This is a genomic window from Virgibacillus byunsanensis, from assembly GCF_042675965.1.
GTDB classification, from domain to species: Bacteria; Bacillota; Bacilli; order Bacillales; family Amphibacillaceae; genus Virgibacillus_R; species Virgibacillus_R byunsanensis.
This window is the reverse complement of sequence record NZ_JBHTKJ010000024.1, coordinates 17,124-38,391: the sequence shown is the minus strand read 5'-3', so window position 1 is coordinate 38,391 and position 21,268 is coordinate 17,124. Positions and strand designations below refer to the sequence as shown.

The following is a 21,268-nucleotide window of genomic DNA, read 5'->3' as shown; positions in this document are numbered from 1 at the left end:
TAAGATAGAAGATAATTGAATTTCAAAAAGTATAACACATTACATTGAATAGTGTATCATATTTTGAGAATATGTCTTATCATATACTTCCATCCTATATGATTACTTTTATTATATAATAGATTTAAAGGTAGATCTTAAATAAAAAAACCTTGCCATTTATAAGCCGGCAAAGTTTTGGTTAATTGTAAACACATGAAATCAGTACAATAAATATGTCATACTGATTTTTGTGCTGCATCATGTAATATATTGAGCTGCCTCTCCAAATTTTCCAGAAGAACTTTACCTTCAGTCTCGCTGACTAAGTTTAGTCGCACAGCAAAATCGATCTCTCGTGACAGACCAAACATTTGTGTATCTAAAACTTCTTCATATAATGGACATTGGGGCATAGTTAAGTTTTCAATTTGAACTTCTATTAACCTCAATATTTTATCTGCATCAGCCTTAAGAAGGGCATAAGCTTTTTCACGATGATCTACAGTCACCTCAGGAATCAAATTAATCCCCTCCGTTAGAGACATAGCTTTTCACCATTTTAAATGGTAAAAGGTATGATTGATAGTATTGTTTACTTTCTAAATAAAATAAGTTTCCTTCTATTTATATTATCGTTAGATGTGGGAAAATGCAAATAAAATTAAAATTAAATTTGAATTTTTCTTCATGCGTACTTAAGTGATGAAAAAATTATATATGTCTGCTATTCTTGTTAAAGAAATATAAAAAAGGTGGGAAAATAATGATAGTACCTATTATAGGAAATGTTACATATAGCATAACACTCGATCCTACAGTATGGATTTTTGATGATCGTAAAGTTTTATTAGACGAAGCGTTCAATGAAAAAAATAATATTACTGAAGAAGTCGATGAATTGGAGCAAGCAGCACAAAGGTGGAATCGTGAAATATATCAACAAAAGATTAACCCTCCAGTAAATAAGAGTATTTCCAAATTTGAGAGAGAGAAAATTTTAGAAAATTCATATGTAATGCCACTTCATGAATTTATCGACCATGCAGAAATTAAAAACAATGCAAAATCAGCCAAGCTTGTTACCGATTCAGATGATGTATCTGTTTCCCTCACACAGCTAAAAAATAGTTACTTACTTTTCGCTATTGATGGTAAGCCATTAAAAGAGAACGGTCCTGTCCACCTTTATTATCAAGATGGCTCAAATAAAGATAATCCAATCGTTGGAGTTCAAAAAATAATAATAGAATAGATTCCGTAAAAAGCTGATTACATGTTGTAACAGCTTTTTTTGGCAGATAAGAAAGCATAAAACTTTCCTTATCTGCATAAGTGCAACTAGGCCATTCGCCATAAAAACTTGGCGATTGCCAAGTTTTCTAATCTGTTTTTATGGAAATTTGACGCTATAAGTATAATTTAACCCATTAAAACCAAAATAAAATAACAGGATTTAGCCTATGTCCCTTTAAAGGAGGAGTACTTTATGATTTTACGTTTAGGGATACTTTCAAGCTTAATTGTTATTTTAATGGTTGGCTGTCAACAACAAGAGGAGGAATCTTTGCCAACTGAGGATACAAATAATACAGATCGTTTTGTTCAGGTAGAGAATTCTGATCCTAATCAACGAAAAGATTTAAATAACGGAGAAATGGCTGATCATTTGGCAAACATTGCAAGTAGTGTGCCAAATGTTAATGATGCTGCATCTGTCGTAGCAGGTCCATATGCTGTTGTAGGAATCGATGTCGATCAAGAACTAGACCGTTCTAGAGTAGGGTCCATTAAGTATTCAGTTTTAGAAGCTTTACAACATGACCCATATGGTAAAACTGCAGTGGTTGTTGCCGATGCGGACGTTATGGAAAGACTACGTGGAATGGGAAATAAAATTAACCAAGGACATCCCGTCCAAGGAGTTGTGGATGAACTGTCCGCAATAGTAGGTAGATATATGCCGGACTTCCCCATCAATGATGACCGACCACAAGGTCCAGACCAAAATAAAGAAGTAATCCCAGAAGAAGATGAACAACAGTTAGATGAAATTGAAGAAGAGCAATCACATCAACAGAATCAGGAATAAAAAGTAAGAGGGGGTTTTCTTAAAGGAAGAAAACCCCCTCTTACTTATATTTATTTTTTAAAACTATCTTCATTATTTTCTGCTTTAACTTCATTATAATATTCAACGCCAAATTGTGAACCTTCAGAGACCATTTTTGCATTTTCAAGCTGTGCAGGATCTTTATTTCCCGTTTGATCTGGAATGCCAGCATCTTCTAACGTTGAATGCGTATCATTACGCTTCATTCTTTTTGTAAAAGACTTTGCCTTTTCTTTAACTTTTTCTCTATTTTCCTGTTTTGTTAAGAAATAACCTGCTACACTTGCTACACTTGCTCCCATTGCTCCAACTACTGATAAAGCACATCGTTTTTTCATCGAATCGCCCTTTCAACTATTTATCTTATATAACTGTTCCCAATCTATTTTAAGATAAAACCTTCTATATATACCTCTTTCACTAGTCGCCTATCATATGTTATAGTATAAGGTATAAAAGCCTAGTTTAGAGGTGAAAATATGCAAGTTAAATGTGTAATTTGCGATACGATTGAATCCATTGAAGACAACTCTTTCGAAGCTAAACGATTAAGAAATCGCAGAATTCATATGTATTTATGTGATACATGCTACAACAGAGTTGATGAAAATACCAGAAAGCGACATGCGACTGGTAATTTTCGATTATATGAGAAAAAGAAACGAAAAGACGAATTAATTTAACTAACAATAAAAACTCCCAATGGGAGTTTTTTCGTTAAGCTCTTTTCGCATGAGTTTGTTGCTATAGATATAAAATGCGACGTAACGCTTAGTTGATTTCTATAAGTTGTGCTATTGCCGCCGTCCGGGATCGCTACGGGCGGATGCTTTCCGCGGGCACGGCCTCAGCCTCCTCGAGAAAACCACTCTGCGGGGTCTTCGGACACGTGCTGTTCCCGCAGGAGTCACCTCCCTCCGCTCACCCGAACTGGTAAAGCTGCATTATAAGTTTTTTCTCGCTACGCTGCTATTAATTATCAGATAGCACTATATTAGCAACCGGAATAGACGAAGACTCCTTGAAAATACAGACCAATTTTCTGCGTGCGATGTAATGCTGCCGGAGCTTTCCTTATCCTGCGGGAGGATAGGCCAGCCGCCCTAAGGTGCGCGAAGTGTATTTCCAGAGCGAGTAAAAGCACCAACCATCATCTCAAGTTACGTCGCATTATATATCAACTGCGAGTTAAGATTCCATACTTCGGAAAACAGCCTTTCGTTAAGTTATGCTATTTTGATTTTCGTTGTTGATGTAGACGAATTCGATATAATCCCATTACAAGGGCAATAACAATTAAACTTTCTGTCATAGGTAACGGCTTTTGTGTCATTGCAGTTGGAAGAATACTGAAAATGGTTATAATATATGTTCCTATTGCAAGCATTATATAAACTAATATTGATTTTATAACTGGTAGCTTTCTAGCAAAACCCAATTTAAATGCAAGGATACCAAAAATAAGATTAAGCACATAAAAGATAGCGTAAGTGTGTTCTGTACCATAATTATTAATGATGTATTCGTAAATCATATGTTTCCTCCAATAATCTTGCAAACTCTTTTCTAATCATACTAAAATTCTTATTCATATGCTAGTACTATATTAACATTTTGAATTTTCCATGCGGATATTATATACTAATTGATGTAGAAATAGAGGTGTCATCATGAAAAATTTAAATTTTCCCATGCTTTTATTAGCGTCTCTAGTAATTTTGATGTTCTTACTAGTTGGAATCGCAATTGCCTTTCGCAATATCTGGTTAATTCTATTATTTTTAATTATAGGATTCGCAATTATGGGTTATGGATTATCGTTAAAGAGAAAGAGAAAGTGACTCAGTCGACTGGGTCACTTCTTTTTATACAAATAATCATTTATGATTGTATTCTTTATAGAGGGATTACACGTTAATACCGAATTAGTCGTAAGCATGTTCACAGGATCCCCACTTATATTCGTAGTGATGCCCCCTACTTCATTAACAATAATAATTCCGGCTGCTACATCCCACGGAGCTAGGCTCATTGTCAAATAACCGTCCATAATACCTTCTGCTACAAATGCAAATTCTAGTGCCGCAGAACCATAGGTCCTCGTTCCCCGGACTTTTCTTACTAATTTCTGCATTTCCATCTCATCAACTAAATGATTATTACATAGCCAATAATGATTTAAACCAATAATGGATTCATCTAAGTTTATATGTTTTTTTAATGGTTCTAATTTTTCATCATTTTTAAATGCCCCATTATTTCGTTTGGCACTGTATAAAACATCACTCATTACATCATAAATGAAGCCAATTTCTCCAACACCTTGATGGTAAATACCTACTGATATAGCAAAATTGCGCCTCTGATGAACAAAATTCATCGTGCCATCAATCGGATCAATTATCCAAACAGTACCGTCCATTGAATCCAAGTCGTCCCCATAACCTTCCTCACTTAAAAGAAAATGATCAGGATATGTTTTTCTAATCTTTTCAGCGAAGAAGTATTCCGTGTTTTTATCCATTGTAGTAACAAGGTCTTTTGCGCTTGATTTTGTATCTACAACCATAGGATCATTAATTTTTTTTCTAATGGTTCTACCCGCCTCAAATATCCATTCCTTAGCCTGTAAGTAATGTATATTACGTAATTCGTTATTCATCTGTTTTCCTCCACTATTTATTGTGTATTCTCATAGTATCAAATAGGAGGACTGTAGTCATGAAATTGAATCAAAATCATGAAAGAACCTCAATATGTATTCATATATTAATATGAATCATGTTCATTGAGGTCCCGTTTTATACCATCTATTCATTTTCTATCCTAAGCAATTGCAGTCGTAATTGCTCCAACCGTTCTTTTGACTTAATAATTTCCACCTTATCATCAACCTGTAATGCATCGTGAAGTGTAACAAGCTCATAATCGATCTCCATGCGAATAACCGGTAATTTTTCTTTTGCTTCCTGACGTCGTAATGCCTCTATTACATATTTCAACTTTTCCACAACCTTTCCTAAGGCTTTTATTATATATATGTTGCTTTTAAATAATTTGTTCTAATTTATTATTTCTTTTATTACTTTTCCCACTTTGAAACAAATATAAACAGATTTGAACTACCTACCACTTATCGACCTTACGGTCTGATTGAAGTGGAGGATTCCTAAGAACACCAACCTATTGGTCAGTTGTGGATTAGGCTATCCTCACAGTTCCTGCGGTTAATCGTAATACTTCATTACGAAGATTGATACTTGCGTTAAAATCTCTTTGGTGATAACTGTTGCACGTTGGACACGTCCATTCACGCAAAGCAAGATTTTTAACGTCTTTGTGTTTGTGACCGCAATTAGAACATAGCTGACTTGAAGCAAAGTTTTTGGCTACGGTTACGACTTCTTTTCCGTACCATTTCGCTTTGTATTCTAGCATCGTTCTGAATTGTGACCATGATACTTCACTAATTGCTTTTGCAAGATGATGGTTTTTTAACATATTTTTCACCGACAAATCTTCAATCCCGATGATGTCGTGGTTTTTGACAATCTCGGTAGAGATTTTGTCCAACATATCTTTTCTAGCATTAGCGATTTTCTCATGAATACAAGCGACTTTTATTTTTTGTTTATGCCAATTAGCAGATCCAATTTGTCTCCTTGATAAGATACGTTGGACTTTTGCTAACTTTTCCTCTAATAGTCGAAAAAATTCAGGGTTTGGGTAGACTGCACCATCTGAAAGAGTAGCAAAGTCTTTTAGTCCTACATCTATCCCTACGGATGAATCTGTCTTTCTAAGTGGTTCAACTTCGGTTTCTGTCAAAATTGAAATGAAATAATCACCCGAAGGATTATGTCTAATGGTTGCGTTCATGATACGCCCTTCTACTTCACGACTTTTGACAAAACAGACGAGACCCAGCTTTGGTTGTTTGATATGTTTATCCAAAACAGAGATATTTCCATTTGCATATTTTGTCGTGTACGATTGAATAGGGTTCTTCTTGGATTTAAAACGGGGTTCATCGTTTTGTTTTTTGTAGTAACGTGTATAGGAATCATTTACAATTTCAACTGATTTTTGAAGAGCGATGCTATCTACTTCTTTCAAGAATGGATAGTATTCTTTTAATTCACGAACACCTTTAATGGATTGGTTTTTATTAAAAAAACCACCTTTCCAATTGTTCTAAGGAAGCTGACCATTTTGTACCATCTCATTCACCATATACCAATATACATCTTTATCTTTTTGCTTACCTACGAAATAGTTATAAGCAAAACGAGAACATCCAATTGTTTTATGAATGAAGACTATTTGGTTTTTGTTTGGATAGATTCGAAATTTGTAAGCTTTTTTCACTTTCATTGATTTTCACCCCCTCTATCCAATTATATAAAAAAGGAGACAAAATACGAACATTTGTTTCTCTTGATTGTATGTCGGACTATGAGATAGCAAAAGCCATCCCTTGTCCGAAGGCGATTCATCCCCCGCTTACTCATTGGGTTGACGCCCTTCTCATTCCTTGAAAATGGGGGTTTTATCGCCTATTTCAGATAAAAACTTGACTTGCATTCATCCATGCTTAATAATAATTATTATAAACTAAATATAAAGGATGATATGAATGGAATTTAAGGGATTTTCAAAAGCAGACTTTAATACATTCCAAATAGATGGTCTCGAGGAAAGAATGGAAGCAATCCAAACAAGAATACAACCCAAATTTCAAATGATTGGTGAAGATCTTGTAGATTACTTATCTGTTCACTTGGGAAACGAAGTCTTTTTACACATTGCAAGACATGCCAGACGAACAGTCAATCCACCTAATGACACCTGGTTAGCTGTGGCTGATAATAAACGTGGTTACAAAAAACACCCACATTTTCAAGTAGGTTTATTTGATGATCATGTTTTTATTTGGTTAGCACTTATTTATGAACTTGATAATAAGGAGAAAATGGCGAAATCCTTTATCGAGAGCTTTAACGAAATTAAACAACTTCCTAAGGATTATGTAGTATCTCTCGATCATACTAAAAAAGATGCGATTCCATTGAACGAATTAGAGGTTAGCCATCTGGAACGATTTCGTGATGTCAAAAAAGCAGAATTTCTTATCGGGAAACATCTAGCGTTTGATGATCATCGTACTTCTGACGGAGAAGCTTTCATAGAAACAGTGAAACAAACAGTGGATTCGTTAATACCATTCTATAAAAAGGCATTACAAGTAAGATAATAAAAAAGGTATCCGTATACGTTTAACGGGTACCTTGATTCATGCTTAAAAATTCATGCTCTGTTTCTTTTGCTTCTTTTACCACCCGGTAGCTTGAATAACCAGAATTTTTCTCAAATGAAGCGAAATGCTGTTTTTCCTCACTTTTGGATGGAACAATTTGTTTGAATCTTTTATAGGATGCAATTAGTTGATCACGTTTTACTTTATCCTCGTAAGCTTTCTCTATTAAAGAGAAAAAGTTAACCACATCAATTATCTCTTCCTTTGACCATGTTTCATCAATTGGATAGTTATAATCCATTGATAATCACCTCTGTTTCTACTTCCATCTTTGTCTAATTTCTTCTGCTTCATCCATCATCGCAGTAATTAGTTCCTGAACGGTTGGCAAATCATGAATACGTGCTGTAGCTTGCCCAGCCCAACCAAACCCTTCTGTTTCTTTCCCTTCATAAATATAACGCTTGTTAGCATTACCGCTTATATAACCCTTAAGTGATTCATATCCCTCTTCTTTCTTCTCTATGTGAAGGATTTGTTCTGTCCATGGATTTTTCAAAGCTCTTGCCGGTGTTCCGAGTGAGCGTTTAATTACTACTGTAGCATTCTCATCGGCATCAAGAATTGCTTGTTTATAGCTGGGATGAGCATCAACACATTCTTTTGTTGCTATAAACCTAGTACCCATTTCTATTCCTTCTGCACCCAAAGCAAGTGCCGCCATCATTCCGCGGCCATCCACAATACCCCCAGAAGCAATAACTGGAATGGATACATGATCAACAACCTGAGGTGTTAAGACAAATGTTCCAATATCCCCCCGACCTAAATGACCTCCACCTTCTTGTCCAACAACCATAACTGCATCTGCACCTAGTTCCTCAGCTTTCTCTGCTTGCCTTCTAGCAGCTACAAGTACTAGTTTTTTAATAGGATGGTCCTTGACCATATCCAATACACCTTTAGGATTTCCACCTGTAACGGAAATAACAGGAACTTTTTCTTCAATTGCCACTTCTACCATATGCTCATATGGTCTTCTTTGTTGGCCAATTGCAAAATTAACACCGAATGGCTTATCTGTTAATGTTTTTACGCGTTTAATTTCATTACGTAATTGGTCTGGGTTGTCTAAACTCATTGCAGTTATTTGACCTAATCCACCTGCATTCGAAACGGCAGCTGCAAGGTCAGAATATGCTAGATATGCAAGCCCTCCTTGAATGATTGGATATTTAATATGTAGTAAATCTGTAACTCTCGTTTGCCAACTCATCTATTCTCTCCCCCATCATTATTTTTATCTTATCCTACCATGTATAACTGTTATATGGCTAATTTTAGAAATACAGATTATTTTTTAATTAACAACGCATAACATAAATACTTATTGGCTTTCCTTATATTAGTTTGCTATAATACATTAGTTATTTTATGCTCTCTATAGCGAGGTGTTTTAAGTGGACAAACAATACCAAACTCCATTATTTTCTGGATTATTAGCTCACATCAAAAAAAATCCTATCCAATTCCATATCCCTGGTCACAAGCAGGGAAGAGCAACTGAACCTGAATTCCGGGCATTCCTCGGGGACAATGTGTTTGCTATTGATTTAATTAATATTGCTCCATTAGATGATTTGCATCACCCCCATGGAATTATTAAAGAGGCACAAGATCTTGCAGCAGAAGCCTTTGGTGCTGATCACACGTATTTTTCTGTTCAAGGAACAAGCGGTGCCATTATGACAATGGTATTAAGTGTATGCAACCCAGGAGACAAAATAATTGTTCCTAGAAATGTTCATAAATCAGTTACTTCGGCAATCATTTTTTCAGGTGCTACACCTATCTTTATTCATCCAGAGCTTGATAATGTGTTAGGTGTTTCTCATGGTATCACGCCTTCAGCTGTAAAAAATGCATTGACAGCACATCCAGATGCAAAGGCTGTCTTAGTTATTAATCCTACCTACTTTGGAGTGGTAGCTGACCTTGAGGAAATAGTTTCTATCGCACATCTTTATCATGTTCCGGTGTTAGTGGATGAAGCACACGGAATACACATTCATTTTCATGACAAACTCCCATTATCCGCTATGCAAGCAGGTGCAGACCTTGCAGCAACTAGTGTGCATAAATTAGGAGGATCATTAACACAAAGCTCTGTATTAAATTTAAAAGGCAATTTAATAGCTGCTGAACGCATACAAATGGTTATGTCTATGCTAACCACTACGTCAACATCCTATATATTATTAGCTTCACTCGACGCTGCTAGAAAACAACTTGCAACAAAAGGCAATGAACTAATAGAACAAGCTATTGAACTTGCTGATCATGCTAGAAGCAAAATAAATAACATCCCCCACATCTCATGTATTGGGAAGGAGATAGTTGGTAGCGAGGCAATTTATGATATTGATACAACAAAACTTATTATTTCTGTAAAAGAATTAGGCATTTCTGGTTACGATGCAGAAGTCTGGCTACGCGAAAATTATGCAATAGAAGTTGAATTATCAGATCTGTATAACCTATTATGTGTCATCACACCAGGAGATTCTTTCTATACAATAGAAAAACTTGTGTCTGCATTAAAACATCTTTCTGAAAACAAAAAAGAACAGGTGGAAGAAAAAAGAATAGAGGTGACTGTCCCCTCCATACCATTGTTGGCATTAACACCAAGAGATGCTTTCTATGCCGAAACCCAAACTATTCCATTTGAAAATTCAGCAGGAAGAATTAGTGCAGAGTCGATTATGGTTTATCCACCAGGAATTCCTATATTTATACCTGGTGAAATTATTACAGAAGATAATATTGCATATATAAACAAAAACATTAATGCAGGATTACCTGTTCAGGGACTTGAAGATGAAACACTTAGTACCATTCACGTTATAAAAGAACATAAGCCCTTTAAATAAGATGAAGCTGCATTATGCCAATGCAGCTTCGTTTTTATATCATTTTAAATTATTTATCATTGCAAGTAGGACAGGTTCCATAAAGGGTAGTTACTTTTTCTTCATCATAATGTTCGATAACTTGTTGGCAATCTTGACATACGATTGTGCCCATTCTGGTCCAACTCCTTTTATTAAAATTAATTAACTGTATAACATTATTATAATGTATTACATTACAATTTTCAAGATTAAAAGTATAACACATTTAATATATATGTTATTTTATTGTTTTTAGAACGTGATAATAATGATCATAAATAAGGAAATAGTATACATTATTCAGGAAATTTTAGAAAATTTGGCTTATAGTCAAGCCTTAATGCGAAAGCCTTAGTTGCACTTATGTAAATAAGAAATTTTTCTTATCTACCAAAAAAACAGCCAGCTATTCCCTAGCTGACTGCATGGATGTTACTTTGTTTCTATTAAATTTGGGTCAACCATCTCATACCCTTTATTCTGCAGGCCAACAACGATATCTTCTAGCGCTTCTGCTGTCCACTCTCTAGCGTGCATTAATAAATTGGCACCAGGCTTCAGTAGTGAATACGGCACATCTACTTCTGGGCCTTCTCCAGTAATCATTGCTTCTGTCAATTTATCTACGTCCATGTATGGTTCAAAATAATCATATCCATAAGTCCAATTCATTACTACCATTCCTTCTTCACCAGCAACTTGATTGGAATGGTCGGTATTTACACCATGTGGAGCACGGAAAAATAAAGGACGTTCACCTATAATCTCCTCTATCCTGTCATTTAAATGAACAATTTCTTCTGTTTGTTCTGTTTGGGATATATTTTTTAAATTTTTGTGGCTAAATGTATGGTTGCCTATAGCAAAACCCATATCATAAATTTCTTGTAGAGCTTCCTCCTCTTCAGGAGTATCAATAAAATGTCCGTTCACGAAAAAAATTGCATTAACATCCAGATTCTTAAGTGTTTTAGCCATTTCTAACCCATATGTATCAGGTGCGTCATCAATAGTAAGTAATACAACTTCCTCATTTATTTCATCATTCAGTGGGACAACTGTAGCATTTTCATTAACTTTATATCTAGCTTCTATTGTTTCTTCTTCCGTGTATTCTTCTGGTTCCTCATTTTGATCTTCATCATCGGTTTGTTGACTATCCCCATTTTCTTCCTGTAACTCGTCCTCTGTCTGATCACTTGAATTCACGTTTTCCTTCTCTATCTCTTCAGTAGATTCATTACTTCCACATGCGGTAAAAAAGATTAATACTATTAAAAGCCAAAAATACTTCTTCAATATGTCCCCTCCTGTTGTTTTTTAGAAAACTTGGCTTATCGCCAAGCCTTAATGGACAAAGCCTTAGTTGCACTTATGTAGATAAGAAAGTTTTAGGCTTTCTTATCTACTAAAAAAATACCTTTGTCATATTATATCTAAATTAGGCTGTATTTGACTATACCATATTCATAAATATTTATGGATTGTTTACAATCGTTTCTGAAAGGGTAAGAAAATAGGAAGTCTATAAAGATTCGGTCGAATCATATAACCTTAAAAAGGTTATAGTAAGTACATACTAAAAAAGATGTCGAATGTTTAGTTTGAACATTAAAGAATGTTGTGTTTAAATACTAAGTTGTATAAAAAAATGTGTACTTTTATTGAATAAGATATCAGAAAGGATTTGACTTAATGAAGAAAGTAACCCGCGTATTTTATATTTCGGCAATTGTAGCAATTTTATTTATTGTCTGGGGTATTATTCCAGAAGATATACTACCTGAAGCTAATTTGAATAACGTAACGAGTATTATTCAAACTTTCATAGTGGATAAATTCGGTTGGTTTTACCTGTTAAGTGCTTCTGCATTTTTGGTATTTGCCATATACTTAATATTTTCTAAATATGGAAATATAAAGCTTGGCAAACCTGGTGATGAGCCTGAGTATAATTATATAACTTGGTTTGCCATGTTATTTAGTGCAGGTATGGGGATTGGTTTAGTATTTTGGGGAGCAGCTGAACCTTTATCTCATTACCATTCACCGCCTTTTGGAGAAGAAACAACTGGCGATACAGCTAAAACAGCTATGCAATACAGCTTTTTCCACTGGGGATTACACCCTTGGGCTATTTATGCAATTGTTGCTTTAGCTCTGGCTTATTTTAAATTCAGAAAACAATCACCCGGTGTTGTAAGTGCTATTTTAGAACCTTTACTCGGTGAACGTGTTAAGGGACCATGGGGTACATTAATTGATTTTATTGTAGTATTTGCAACGATTTTCGGTGTAGCAACATCGTTAGGATTTGGTGCCATTCAAATTAGTGGTGGTATATCATTTATAACAGACCTTGATCAATCCATAACGTTGCAATTAGTATTAATTGCGATCGTAACTGTTTTATATATGATTTCTGCTATGACCGGTCTTAATCGAGGTATTAAGTACTTAAGTAACGTTAATATTATTTTAGCCATAACGTTAATGTTATTTTTGCTATTCTTGGGACCAACTAATTTCATCATGAATTTATTTACTACTACATTTGGTAGTTATATTCAAAATCTACCTAGCATGAGTTTTAGGATGACACCTTTCAATCAAGATAACACATGGATTAAAGATTGGACCATTTTCTATTGGGCATGGTGGATTGCATGGGCGCCATTTGTTGGTACCTTTATTGCGCGTGTATCACGCGGAAGAACAATCAGAGAATTTGTACTTGGCGTTTTACTAGTACCGACGATCTTTGGTGCATTGTGGTTCTCCGTATTTGGCGGATCAGCAATTAACTTAGAATATTTTGAAGGTGCAGATATCATGCAGCATGTAGATGATATAGGTACAGAAGCAGCATTATTTGCTGTCTTAGAACAATTTCCTTTAAGTACGTTCACGTCAATCATTGCAATACTATTAATTAGTACCTTCTTTATAACATCAGCCGATTCAGCAACTTTTGTACTAGGAATGCAGACAACCGGCGGCAGTTTATATCCACCTAATAAAGTGAAATTTATTTGGGGAATAATCCAATCAAGTGCAGCTGCAGTATTATTATGGCAAGGTGGATTAGGAGCATTACAAACGGCATCGATTATCGCCGCTTTCCCATTTGCCATCATCATCATACTCATGATATTTTCCTTACTAAAATCGTTTAAAGAAGAGGCGAAAGAAATAGATCTAAAAAAGAAAAGATAAATACGACCCAAAGCACAAGCGCGCTATGTTCGCCACGGTCTTGGAAAAGAAAAGCACTTTTTGTTTTTTCAGGGAAGCTTTCCTTATCCTGTGGCGTCATCGGCACTAGTACGTCCTTGAAAAAAAGTTCGCTTTTTCTTCGTGCGATGTTTTGCCGTCGTAGCCTTCCTTGTCCTGTACGTCGCTCAAACAGTTAATAAATTTTCTACAGGCTCCAAATTTTATAATTTCCTGAAACTATTAGAAGACTTGGCTTTCGCCAAGTCTTTATGGCGAATGACCTAGTTGCACTTATGCAGATAAGAAAGTTTTATACTTTCTTATCTGCTAAAAAAAGGCTAGACCATTTTAACGTGGTCTAGCCTTTTTTAATAAATTCCAGAATTAAGGAGCCACAATCATGCGGCTCCCTAATTTTATTTCATCATATGAATTGGAGTACCCATAGCTACTTCAGCAGCTTCCATCGTTATTTCTCCAAGCGTTGGATGTGCGTGAATAGTTAACGCCAAGTCCTCAGCTGTCATACCAGTTTCAATTGCTAAACCTAATTCAGCAATCATGTCACTTGCGTTTGGCCCTGCGATTTGTGCACCGATAACAAGACCATCTTCTTCTCTAGTAATTAATTTTAAGAAACCATCACTATTGTTTAATGATAATGCACGGCCATTTGCTGCAAATGGGAATTTAGAAGCTTTCACTTTATATCCTGCATCTTTAGCATCTTTTTCATTATATCCAACAGAAGCAAGTTCTGGATCAGAGAATACTACTAATGGAATTCCGATATAGTCAATCTCTGACTTTTCGCCACTAATTGCTTCAGCAGCCACTTTACCTTCATAAGAAGCTTTGTGTGCAAGAGGTGGTCCGTCTACAATGTCCCCGATAGCATAGATGTTATCTATATTTGTACGACATTGTTTGTTAATTTTGACAAGTCCTTTATCGTCAACATCGATTCCAACTTGCTCAAGGCCAATCTCTTTTGTATTTGGACTACGACCTACTGTTACAAGTACATAATCAGCATCAATTGTTTCCTCTTTACCTTTAGCTTCATAGCTTACTTTAACACCGTCTTTGGACTCTTCGACACCTTTTGCCATTGCTTCAGTAATAATTTTAACGTTTTTCTTCTTCAAACGCTTTTTAACAAGCTGTGTCATTTGTTTTTCAAATCCGCCAAGAATATCTTTTGTACCTTCTATGATCGTTACCTCGGTTCCAAAGTTAGCATATGCAGATCCTAACTCAATTCCAATGTATCCTCCACCGATTACAACCATCTTTTCTGGAATTTCATCAAGATTAAGTGCACCCGTTGAATCCAGAACGCGATCAGAATATTTAAAGCTAGGAATTTCAATTGGTGTGGAGCCTGTAGCTATAATGCAATTATTAAATGTATATGTTTGAGAGTTTTTTTCATCCATAACTTTAGCTGTATTTTTATCTACAAAATAAACTTCACCTTTAACAATGTCAGCTTTGTTACCCTTTAAAAGTCCTTCTACACCAGTTGTTAACTTATTAACAACACTGCCCTTCCACTCTTGAACCTTTGAAAAGTCAACAGATACATTTTCCGTTTTAATTCCCAATTCTTCATTACCATGAGCATACTCAGTTAAGTGACCAGCTTGAATTAATGCCTTAGAAGGAATACAACCGACATTCAAGCACACTCCACCTAAATTACCTTTGTCTACAATAGTAACTTTCTGTCCTAACTGTGCTGCTCTTATAGCTGCTACATATCCCCCAGGACCAGACCCTACTATTAATGTGTCTAACTCAATTGGAAAATCTCCTACTACCATAATCTACGCCTCCATCATAATTAATTGTGGATCGTTCAATAATCGCTTGATTTGATTTAAAGCTAATTGTGCAGTAGCTCCATCTACAATACGATGATCAAAACTCATTGAAAGTGCAAGAACAGGAGCAATTACAACCTCTCCATCACGAACAATTGGCTTCTCTGCAATACGGCCAATTCCCAGAATTACTGCTTCTGGATAATTAAGAACCGGAGTAAACCACTGTCCCCCAGCAGATCCAATATTAGTGATTGTGTTCGATGCACCTTTCATCTCTTCAGATGCTAGTTTACCATTACGAGCTTTTTCTGCCAATTCATTAACCTCTTTTGATATGGTGAAAATTGATTTACGATCAGCATCTTTTAAAACAGGTACTAGTAGACCTTTATCAGTATCAGCAGCAATACCTACATTATAGTAATGCTTATGAATGATCTCATTTGTTTCATCATCGACAGCCGCATTTAAAATAGGATATTTTTTGGAGGCTGACACTAGTGCTTTAGCAACGTACGGTAGATAAGTTAACTTAATTTCCTGTTCAGCTGCTACAGCTTTAAATTTCTTACGATGTGCAACAAGCTCCGTAACATCGACTTCATCCATTAATGTTACATGTGGCGCTTTTGTTTTTGAATTAACCATTGCTTTTGCGATTGATTTACGAATACCACTCATTTTCTCGCGAGACTCTGGATATTCTCCTTTTGGTGCTACTGGTGCCTCGATCGATGGTTTATCTTCTGTTGTAGTTTCCTCTTTGGTATCTTTAGTGTCATACTTTTGATCACCACTTAAGTAACTATCAATATCATCTTTCAGGATGCGGCCATTTTTGCCTGAGCCATTTACCTTTTGAATGTTAACATCGTTGTCCCGTGCATATTTTCTAACAGAAGGCATTGCAATTACACGCTTATTATCTGATTCAGATTCATCATCATTATCTGCCTTTGTGTCTGGTTGTTTTTCGTCTTTCGTGTCCTGTTTATCGTCATTCATGTCCTGTTTATCATCTTTAGATGTTTCTTCTTTATCTTCTTTACCGGTCTCCTCAGATTCACCTTCATCTGATTCATAACCTTCTGCATCAATTGTTATGATTGTATCTCCAACCACCGATACAGTACCTTCTTCAACATGTATTTTTGTAACTGGACCTTCTACTGGAGATGGTATTTCAACAACGGCTTTGTCATTTTGCACTTCACAAAGCACATCATCTTCTTTTACTTCGTCGCCTTCTTTAACAAACCATTTTACAATTTCACCTTCATGGATACCTTCACCAATATCAGGCAATTTAAAATTATATGCCATTATTACTACCTCCAATCTATAATTTTATTTAAAAGTTGATTACTTGATTAACTCTTTCTACGATGTCTTTATGATTTGGAAGCCATACCTCTTCAGCTGCTGAGAACGCATAGACTGTATCTGGTGCATTCACTCGTAATATTGGTGCTTCTAGATGCAGGATAGCTCTTTCCTGTATTTCTGAGATAACATGTGCGCCGACACCAGCCTGACGTTGTGCTTCTTGAACCATAACCACACGATTTGTTTTCCTAACTGACTCTAAAATAGTATCTATATCGATAGGGGAAACTGTGCGAAGATCAATGACCTCAGCATCAATATCATCTTTTTCTAATTCTTCAGCTGCTTTTAATGCAGCATGAACCATTGCCCCATAAGCTATAAGTGTTACATCTTTACCTTCACGTTTTATATCAGCTTTATCAAGGTCAACTGTATATTCTTCATCAGGTACCTCACCACGGAATGAGCGATACAGCTTCATATGTTCTAAAAATAAGACCGGATCATTGTTTCTTATGGAAGAAATTAATAATCCTTTTGCATCATATGGTGTTGATGGAATTACAACCCTTATTCCTGGTTGTTGTGCAATCAAACCTTCAAGGGAATCCGCGTGAAGTTCAGGTGTATGCACCCCACCTCCAAATGGAGACCGGATTGTTATTGGCATTGATTGCGTGCCACCTGTACGGTAACGCAAACGAGCCATTTGACCATTGATTGCATCCATTGTTTCATAAACGAAGCCGAAGAACTGGATTTCCGGAACTGGGCGGAAGTCTTGTAATGCTAAACCTATTGAAAGGCCGCCAATTCCCGATTCGGCAAGTGGCGTATCAAATACACGTTCTTCGCCAAACTCATCCTGTAATCCTTCTGTTGCACGGAATACACCGCCATTTTGGCCAACATCTTCACCAAATACAAGCACATTTTCATTATTTTTCAATTCATTGCGCATTGCTTCAGTGATTGCTTGAATCATTGTCATTTGTGCCATGATTTACTTCGACTCCTTTTCTTTGTATTCTTCCAACTGTTCTTGTAGATTCGGTGGAAGTTCTTCATGCATGTTTTCGATTAGATCCGTAACGGTTTGTTTAGGGTATTCATCTGCTTTTTTAATAGCTTTCTTAATGTCTCCTTTTGCTTCTTCAATAACTTTATCTTCGTCCTCACTAGACCATAGTTTCTTCTCTTCTAGGAATTTACGAAAACGTACAAGTGGATCTTTCTTTTCCCATTCGTCATCCAATTCATCAGTACGGTAACGAGTTGGATCATCACCAGCCATTGTATGTGGTCCATAACGGTATGTTATTGTTTCAATTAATGTAGGGCCGTCCCCATTAATTGCACGCTCTCGAGCATCTTTTGTAACGGCATAAACAGCCAGCACATCCATACCATCTACTTGAATTCCTTCAATCCCTGCTGCTACTGCTTTTTGAGCAAGTGTTTTTGCATTTGTTTGCATTTCTACCGGAACAGAAATAGCAAAATGGTTGTTTTGAATGAAGAATATAGCTGGAGCACCGTATGCACCTGCAAAGTTGATTCCTTCATAGAAATCCCCTTGAGATGTACCGCCATCACCTGTATATGTTACAGCAACTGATTTCTTGCCACGTTTTTTCATCCCAAGTGCAACACCAGCAGCTTGTGTGTATTGAGCACCAATTATAATCTGTGGGCTTAATCCTTTCACATCCTCTGGAAATTGATTCCCATGGAAATGCCCTCTAGAGAACAAAAATGCCTGATACAACGGAAGACCTTGCCAAATAAGCTGTGGGACGTCACGATATGCAGGTAATAGAAAGTCATCTTGTTCTAAGGCATATTGACTTCCCAATTGTGATGCTTCCTGACCTGCAGTTGGTGCATAAAAACCTAAACGTCCTTGACGATTCAATGCAATAGAACGTTGGTCTAGGATTCGTGTATAAACCATTCTTCTCATAATTTCTTTTAAGTCATCATCCGAGAGGTCGGGCATATCATCTTTATTGACAATCTTTCCATCTTCATTAAGAATTTGGAACATTTCGAACTGACTTTCAACACTTTCTAATACGTGTTTCAAAATAGTTCACCTCTTCCTTTCTGTATATCCTTTATTATTTTTTTCTTTTCTAGCCTTCCCAAAAAATGAAAAAAATCTGTACCATTATGCTCTTATTCTTGTACCCATTTTTGATTTTTACTAATCATTTTCAAATACCGTTTCAAAAACTGTTACATTAATAGTGCGATTTCAACTGGTACAATTATCATTATAAATTAGTTTAGCCTATAATCACCTACTAGGTCAAACACTTTGTTTTTCTAATTCACATATTTTTATAGCAAACTTTTAACACATATTTCGTTTGACCTAAACTGTTACAATGCATTAAATGAACTGTATTATTCTGATTCATTCATTAAAAAGTTAAAATAGAAACAAAAATCATATTTACTTATTCAACATTTTTTAATACTTGAATAGTGATGATACCTGTTAAAAAACAAAGAAAGGGAACTAAACCTGGGTAGATTTAGTTCCCTTTCTTTTCATTATTATATAGTTAGTCATTTTCACTTTCATCTGTATCCTCTTCCCCACTTGTTGGAGAATCACCCTCATATTCCACACTTATTTCTGCTACATCATAAAATTCTTTTTTTAGTGCATTATACTCCACTGTATATTCATTAAATAATTCATTAGCTTCTATTACTTCCTGGTAACTGCTATTGATCTTATTAATCTGTTCTGTTATATCCTCTTGTTCAATATCATCTTCTTGTAACATAGTATATAACTCTTTTTCTAATGTTAATGATTCATTGTATACACTATAAAGATCAGAATATGCCTTATATCGATTCATCATTACCTCGTACATTTCACTTGCCTTAGATTGGGCATTTTCAGATTCTATATCTTCAATTAAAGGCTCAATTTGAACAAATTCCCCTTTTGAAGAATCAATGCTTTCTTTTTCTAATTCAATTTTTTCGGAACGTTCCTCAATTACACCAATTGCTTCGTTGGAAAGTTCTTTTATTTTGTCTAACTCATCCATACCTAAATCTATAATTTCACTATATAACTCTTGTTCTTTTTGTTCTAATTCAGCAATCGGCTCTTGCTGTTGTTGAAACGTTTCTTCTAATGTTACTGCTTTCTCTAAGTGATTATAGACTTCCTCTTGAGCAGAAGTACCATTACATGCTGATAAAACTGCAAGTAAACCCAATGCCATATATACTATTAAATTTTTGTATGACACTATTTTTCCTCCTTCATTCTCAGGTGCATATGAGCAATGTTCCTTTTTTATAATAAACATAGTATAACATAAATTTACCAGTACAAAATGATTAGAATCGATAACTTTTATGCTTGTCCTAACATTAAACTATGCTATCTATCGATATATTATGATTACTATCATTTATAGTTATCATAACGAATTAGCACGATTATATGATAAACTAAATATAAAAGTTCGTTATAACCAATTTATGAGATATAGGTAAATGTAAGGAGAGATATATTATGCTAACCATGAAAGACATCGTCCGAGAAGGACACCCCTCACTACGAGAAATTGCTAAAGAAGTTCAAGTACCAATAGAGCAAGTAGACAAGGAATTAGTAGAAAATATGATTACCTTCTTAAAAAATAGCCAAGATGATCAAATTGCTGCTGAATATGAGTTGCGTCCGGGGGTAGGATTAGCTGCACCTCAATTAGGGATTAACAAACGTATAGTAGCTGTACATTTTGAAGATTTGAAAGGAAAACTCTATAGCCACGGTTTAATTAATCCTAAAATAGTTAGTCACTCCGTTGAAAAAGCCTATTTAACTTCAGGGGAAGGTTGTCTTTCTGTTGACAGAAATGTAGAAGGTTATGTACCTCGTTATGCAAGGATTACCGTTAAAGCACATGATCAAGAAGGTAATGAATTAAAATTACGTTTACGAGATTATCCTGCTATCGTATTTCAACATGAAATTGATCATTTAAATGGTATCATGTTCTATGATTACATAAACAAAGAAAATCCATATTTAGCTCCAGAAAACGCCAAACCAATAGAGTAAATATCATTCGCTTTTCTTTATTAAAATGAATTCTGTATAAGAATCCATTCTAAGCAAAAAATATCCATAAAGGAATTCAAGCGTTCTAGAGATATCTTTCACCTGCAATATTAACAATTTTTTACTAAAATGAAGTGTTTTCATTTCAATATTTGCCAATCCATATTATACTATAAGTAATCGGGATTGGATCGGTAGAACGTTTTTATTGCTTTTCTTTTAAAAATTTAGAAAGGAGATGTATCTCTCATGTTAAAACGCCTAAAAGAAAAGCTAAAAAAACGCTGGAAGGATTTTTTAGGCAAAGAACGTGTACCTACTACTTGTGAAAAGAAATCACAATAAAATACCAATCACAGCAAGAACAGGTTTATACATGATGTAATTAATGTTGTTACGGAAATAATTTAAACGAACTGAACTCTCATTACAGGCTGTTACGGAGCAGCTATATTTCGTAATGAAAAAAATAAACTAAGACATGTAAAAGAA

22 protein-coding genes and 1 pseudogene are annotated in these 21,268 nt (G+C 35.3%); 8 read left to right on the top strand and 15 right to left on the bottom strand.

Annotated features, from left to right (window positions below; all coding sequences use genetic code 11):
• Positions 1–218: 218 nt before the first annotated feature.
• On the bottom strand, positions 219–527 hold the full coding sequence (locus ACFQ3N_RS10115) for a YlaN family protein (protein WP_390362011.1): 309 nt from the start codon (positions 525–527) through the stop codon (positions 219–221).
• Positions 528–745: 218 nt separating this feature from the next.
• Between ACFQ3N_RS10115 and ACFQ3N_RS10110 the strand changes: the two genes are divergently transcribed.
• Positions 746–1,234: a hypothetical protein gene (locus tag ACFQ3N_RS10110; protein ID WP_390362009.1), complete on the top strand. Its 489-nt coding sequence runs from the start codon at positions 746–748 to the stop codon at positions 1,232–1,234.
• A gap of 234 nt (positions 1,235–1,468) precedes the next feature.
• Positions 1,469–2,071: a YhcN/YlaJ family sporulation lipoprotein gene (locus ACFQ3N_RS10105; protein WP_390362007.1), complete on the top strand. Its 603-nt coding sequence runs from the start codon at positions 1,469–1,471 to the stop codon at positions 2,069–2,071.
• A gap of 50 nt (positions 2,072–2,121) precedes the next feature.
• Here ACFQ3N_RS10105 and ACFQ3N_RS10100 read toward each other — a convergent pair whose 3' ends face one another.
• Positions 2,122–2,430: a hypothetical protein gene (locus ACFQ3N_RS10100; protein ID WP_390362006.1), complete on the bottom strand. Its 309-nt coding sequence runs from the start codon at positions 2,428–2,430 to the stop codon at positions 2,122–2,124.
• A gap of 141 nt (positions 2,431–2,571) precedes the next feature.
• Between ACFQ3N_RS10100 and ACFQ3N_RS10095 the strand changes: the two genes are divergently transcribed.
• Entirely contained in the window at positions 2,572–2,775 is a 204-nt protein-coding gene (locus ACFQ3N_RS10095; protein WP_390362004.1) for a YlaI family protein, read from the top strand.
• A 548-nt stretch (positions 2,776–3,323) separates the two neighbouring features.
• On the opposite strand, the gene ACFQ3N_RS10090 is transcribed toward ACFQ3N_RS10095, so the two are convergent.
• Complete coding sequence (locus ACFQ3N_RS10090) at positions 3,324–3,626, bottom strand: YlaH-like family protein (protein ID WP_390362002.1); 303 nt, start codon at positions 3,624–3,626, stop codon at positions 3,324–3,326.
• Between the two features lie 136 nt (positions 3,627–3,762).
• Between ACFQ3N_RS10090 and ACFQ3N_RS10085 the strand changes: the two genes are divergently transcribed.
• Complete coding sequence (locus tag ACFQ3N_RS10085) at positions 3,763–3,933, top strand: DUF5325 family protein (RefSeq protein WP_390362000.1); 171 nt, start codon at positions 3,763–3,765, stop codon at positions 3,931–3,933.
• 14 nt (positions 3,934–3,947) lie between these two features.
• On the opposite strand, the gene ACFQ3N_RS10080 is transcribed toward ACFQ3N_RS10085, so the two are convergent.
• The 3 genes and pseudogenes from ACFQ3N_RS10080 to tnpB all read right to left on the bottom strand — a co-directional run bounded on the left by ACFQ3N_RS10080 (position 3,948) and on the right by tnpB (position 6,466).
• Positions 3,948–4,754 (bottom strand): inositol monophosphatase family protein, encoded by an 807-nt coding sequence (locus tag ACFQ3N_RS10080; protein WP_390361998.1) that lies wholly within the window; start codon positions 4,752–4,754, stop codon positions 3,948–3,950.
• Between the two features lie 148 nt (positions 4,755–4,902).
• The gene (locus ACFQ3N_RS10075) at positions 4,903–5,094 is read right to left on the bottom strand and encodes a hypothetical protein (protein ID WP_390361996.1); all 192 of its coding nucleotides are present in this window, start codon (positions 5,092–5,094) and stop codon (positions 4,903–4,905) included.
• Positions 5,095–5,293: 199 nt separating this feature from the next.
• Positions 5,294–6,466 (bottom strand): annotated as a pseudogene (gene tnpB / locus ACFQ3N_RS10070) (IS200/IS605 family element RNA-guided endonuclease TnpB).
• A gap of 262 nt (positions 6,467–6,728) precedes the next feature.
• On the opposite strand from tnpB, the gene ACFQ3N_RS10065 reads away from it, so the two are divergent.
• Positions 6,729–7,346, top strand: coding sequence for a YktB family protein (locus ACFQ3N_RS10065; protein ID WP_390361994.1), 618 nt, complete (start codon positions 6,729–6,731; stop codon positions 7,344–7,346).
• A 22-nt stretch (positions 7,347–7,368) separates the two neighbouring features.
• On the opposite strand, the gene ACFQ3N_RS10060 is transcribed toward ACFQ3N_RS10065, so the two are convergent.
• Together ACFQ3N_RS10060 and ACFQ3N_RS10055 are read right to left on the bottom strand one after the other, a co-directional pair.
• Positions 7,369–7,650 carry a UPF0223 family protein gene (locus ACFQ3N_RS10060; RefSeq protein WP_390361992.1) on the bottom strand — a complete coding sequence of 94 codons (282 nt, stop codon included), beginning with the start codon at positions 7,648–7,650 and terminating at the stop codon, positions 7,369–7,371.
• An 18-nt stretch (positions 7,651–7,668) separates the two neighbouring features.
• Positions 7,669–8,625 carry an NAD(P)H-dependent flavin oxidoreductase gene (locus tag ACFQ3N_RS10055; RefSeq protein WP_390361990.1) on the bottom strand — a complete coding sequence of 319 codons (957 nt, stop codon included), beginning with the start codon at positions 8,623–8,625 and terminating at the stop codon, positions 7,669–7,671.
• Positions 8,626–8,809: 184 nt separating this feature from the next.
• On the opposite strand from ACFQ3N_RS10055, the gene ACFQ3N_RS10050 reads away from it, so the two are divergent.
• On the top strand, positions 8,810–10,282 hold the full coding sequence (locus ACFQ3N_RS10050) for an aminotransferase class I/II-fold pyridoxal phosphate-dependent enzyme (protein ID WP_390361988.1): 1,473 nt from the start codon (positions 8,810–8,812) through the stop codon (positions 10,280–10,282).
• A 49-nt stretch (positions 10,283–10,331) separates the two neighbouring features.
• Here the strand turns inward: ACFQ3N_RS10050 and ACFQ3N_RS10045 are convergent, their stop codons facing one another.
• Together ACFQ3N_RS10045 and ACFQ3N_RS10040 are read right to left on the bottom strand one after the other, a co-directional pair.
• A complete protein-coding gene (locus ACFQ3N_RS10045; protein WP_390361986.1) occupies positions 10,332–10,436 on the bottom strand; it encodes a GapA-binding peptide SR1P in 105 nt (34 codons plus the stop codon).
• A 299-nt stretch (positions 10,437–10,735) separates the two neighbouring features.
• The gene (locus ACFQ3N_RS10040; RefSeq protein ID WP_390361984.1) at positions 10,736–11,602 is read right to left on the bottom strand and encodes a polysaccharide deacetylase family protein; all 867 of its coding nucleotides are present in this window, start codon (positions 11,600–11,602) and stop codon (positions 10,736–10,738) included.
• A gap of 396 nt (positions 11,603–11,998) precedes the next feature.
• On the opposite strand from ACFQ3N_RS10040, the gene ACFQ3N_RS10035 reads away from it, so the two are divergent.
• Entirely contained in the window at positions 11,999–13,519 is a 1,521-nt protein-coding gene (locus ACFQ3N_RS10035; RefSeq protein WP_390361982.1) for a glycine betaine uptake BCCT transporter, read from the top strand.
• Positions 13,520–13,935: 416 nt separating this feature from the next.
• Here the strand turns inward: ACFQ3N_RS10035 and lpdA are convergent, their stop codons facing one another.
• The 5 genes from lpdA to ACFQ3N_RS10010 form a co-directional block, all read right to left on the bottom strand.
• Positions 13,936–15,345 carry a dihydrolipoyl dehydrogenase gene (gene lpdA / locus ACFQ3N_RS10030; RefSeq protein WP_390361980.1) on the bottom strand — a complete coding sequence of 470 codons (1,410 nt, stop codon included), beginning with the start codon at positions 15,343–15,345 and terminating at the stop codon, positions 13,936–13,938.
• Between the two features lie 3 nt (positions 15,346–15,348).
• Positions 15,349–16,671, bottom strand: a complete 1,323-nt coding sequence (locus tag ACFQ3N_RS10025; RefSeq protein WP_390361978.1) for a dihydrolipoamide acetyltransferase family protein — start codon at positions 16,669–16,671, stop codon at positions 15,349–15,351.
• Between the two features lie 28 nt (positions 16,672–16,699).
• Positions 16,700–17,677 carry an alpha-ketoacid dehydrogenase subunit beta gene (locus ACFQ3N_RS10020; protein WP_390361976.1) on the bottom strand — a complete coding sequence of 326 codons (978 nt, stop codon included), beginning with the start codon at positions 17,675–17,677 and terminating at the stop codon, positions 16,700–16,702.
• A gap of 3 nt (positions 17,678–17,680) precedes the next feature.
• Positions 17,681–18,763 (bottom strand): pyruvate dehydrogenase (acetyl-transferring) E1 component subunit alpha, encoded by a 1,083-nt coding sequence (gene pdhA / locus ACFQ3N_RS10015; protein WP_390361974.1) that lies wholly within the window; start codon positions 18,761–18,763, stop codon positions 17,681–17,683.
• Positions 18,764–19,247: 484 nt separating this feature from the next.
• Positions 19,248–19,955: a YkyA family protein gene (locus ACFQ3N_RS10010; protein ID WP_390361972.1), complete on the bottom strand. Its 708-nt coding sequence runs from the start codon at positions 19,953–19,955 to the stop codon at positions 19,248–19,250.
• A gap of 269 nt (positions 19,956–20,224) precedes the next feature.
• Here ACFQ3N_RS10010 and def point away from each other — a divergent pair, with 269 nt between their 5' ends.
• Positions 20,225–20,776 (top strand): peptide deformylase, encoded by a 552-nt coding sequence (gene def, locus ACFQ3N_RS10005; protein WP_390361970.1) that lies wholly within the window; start codon positions 20,225–20,227, stop codon positions 20,774–20,776.
• Positions 20,777–21,268 lie beyond the last annotated feature (492 nt).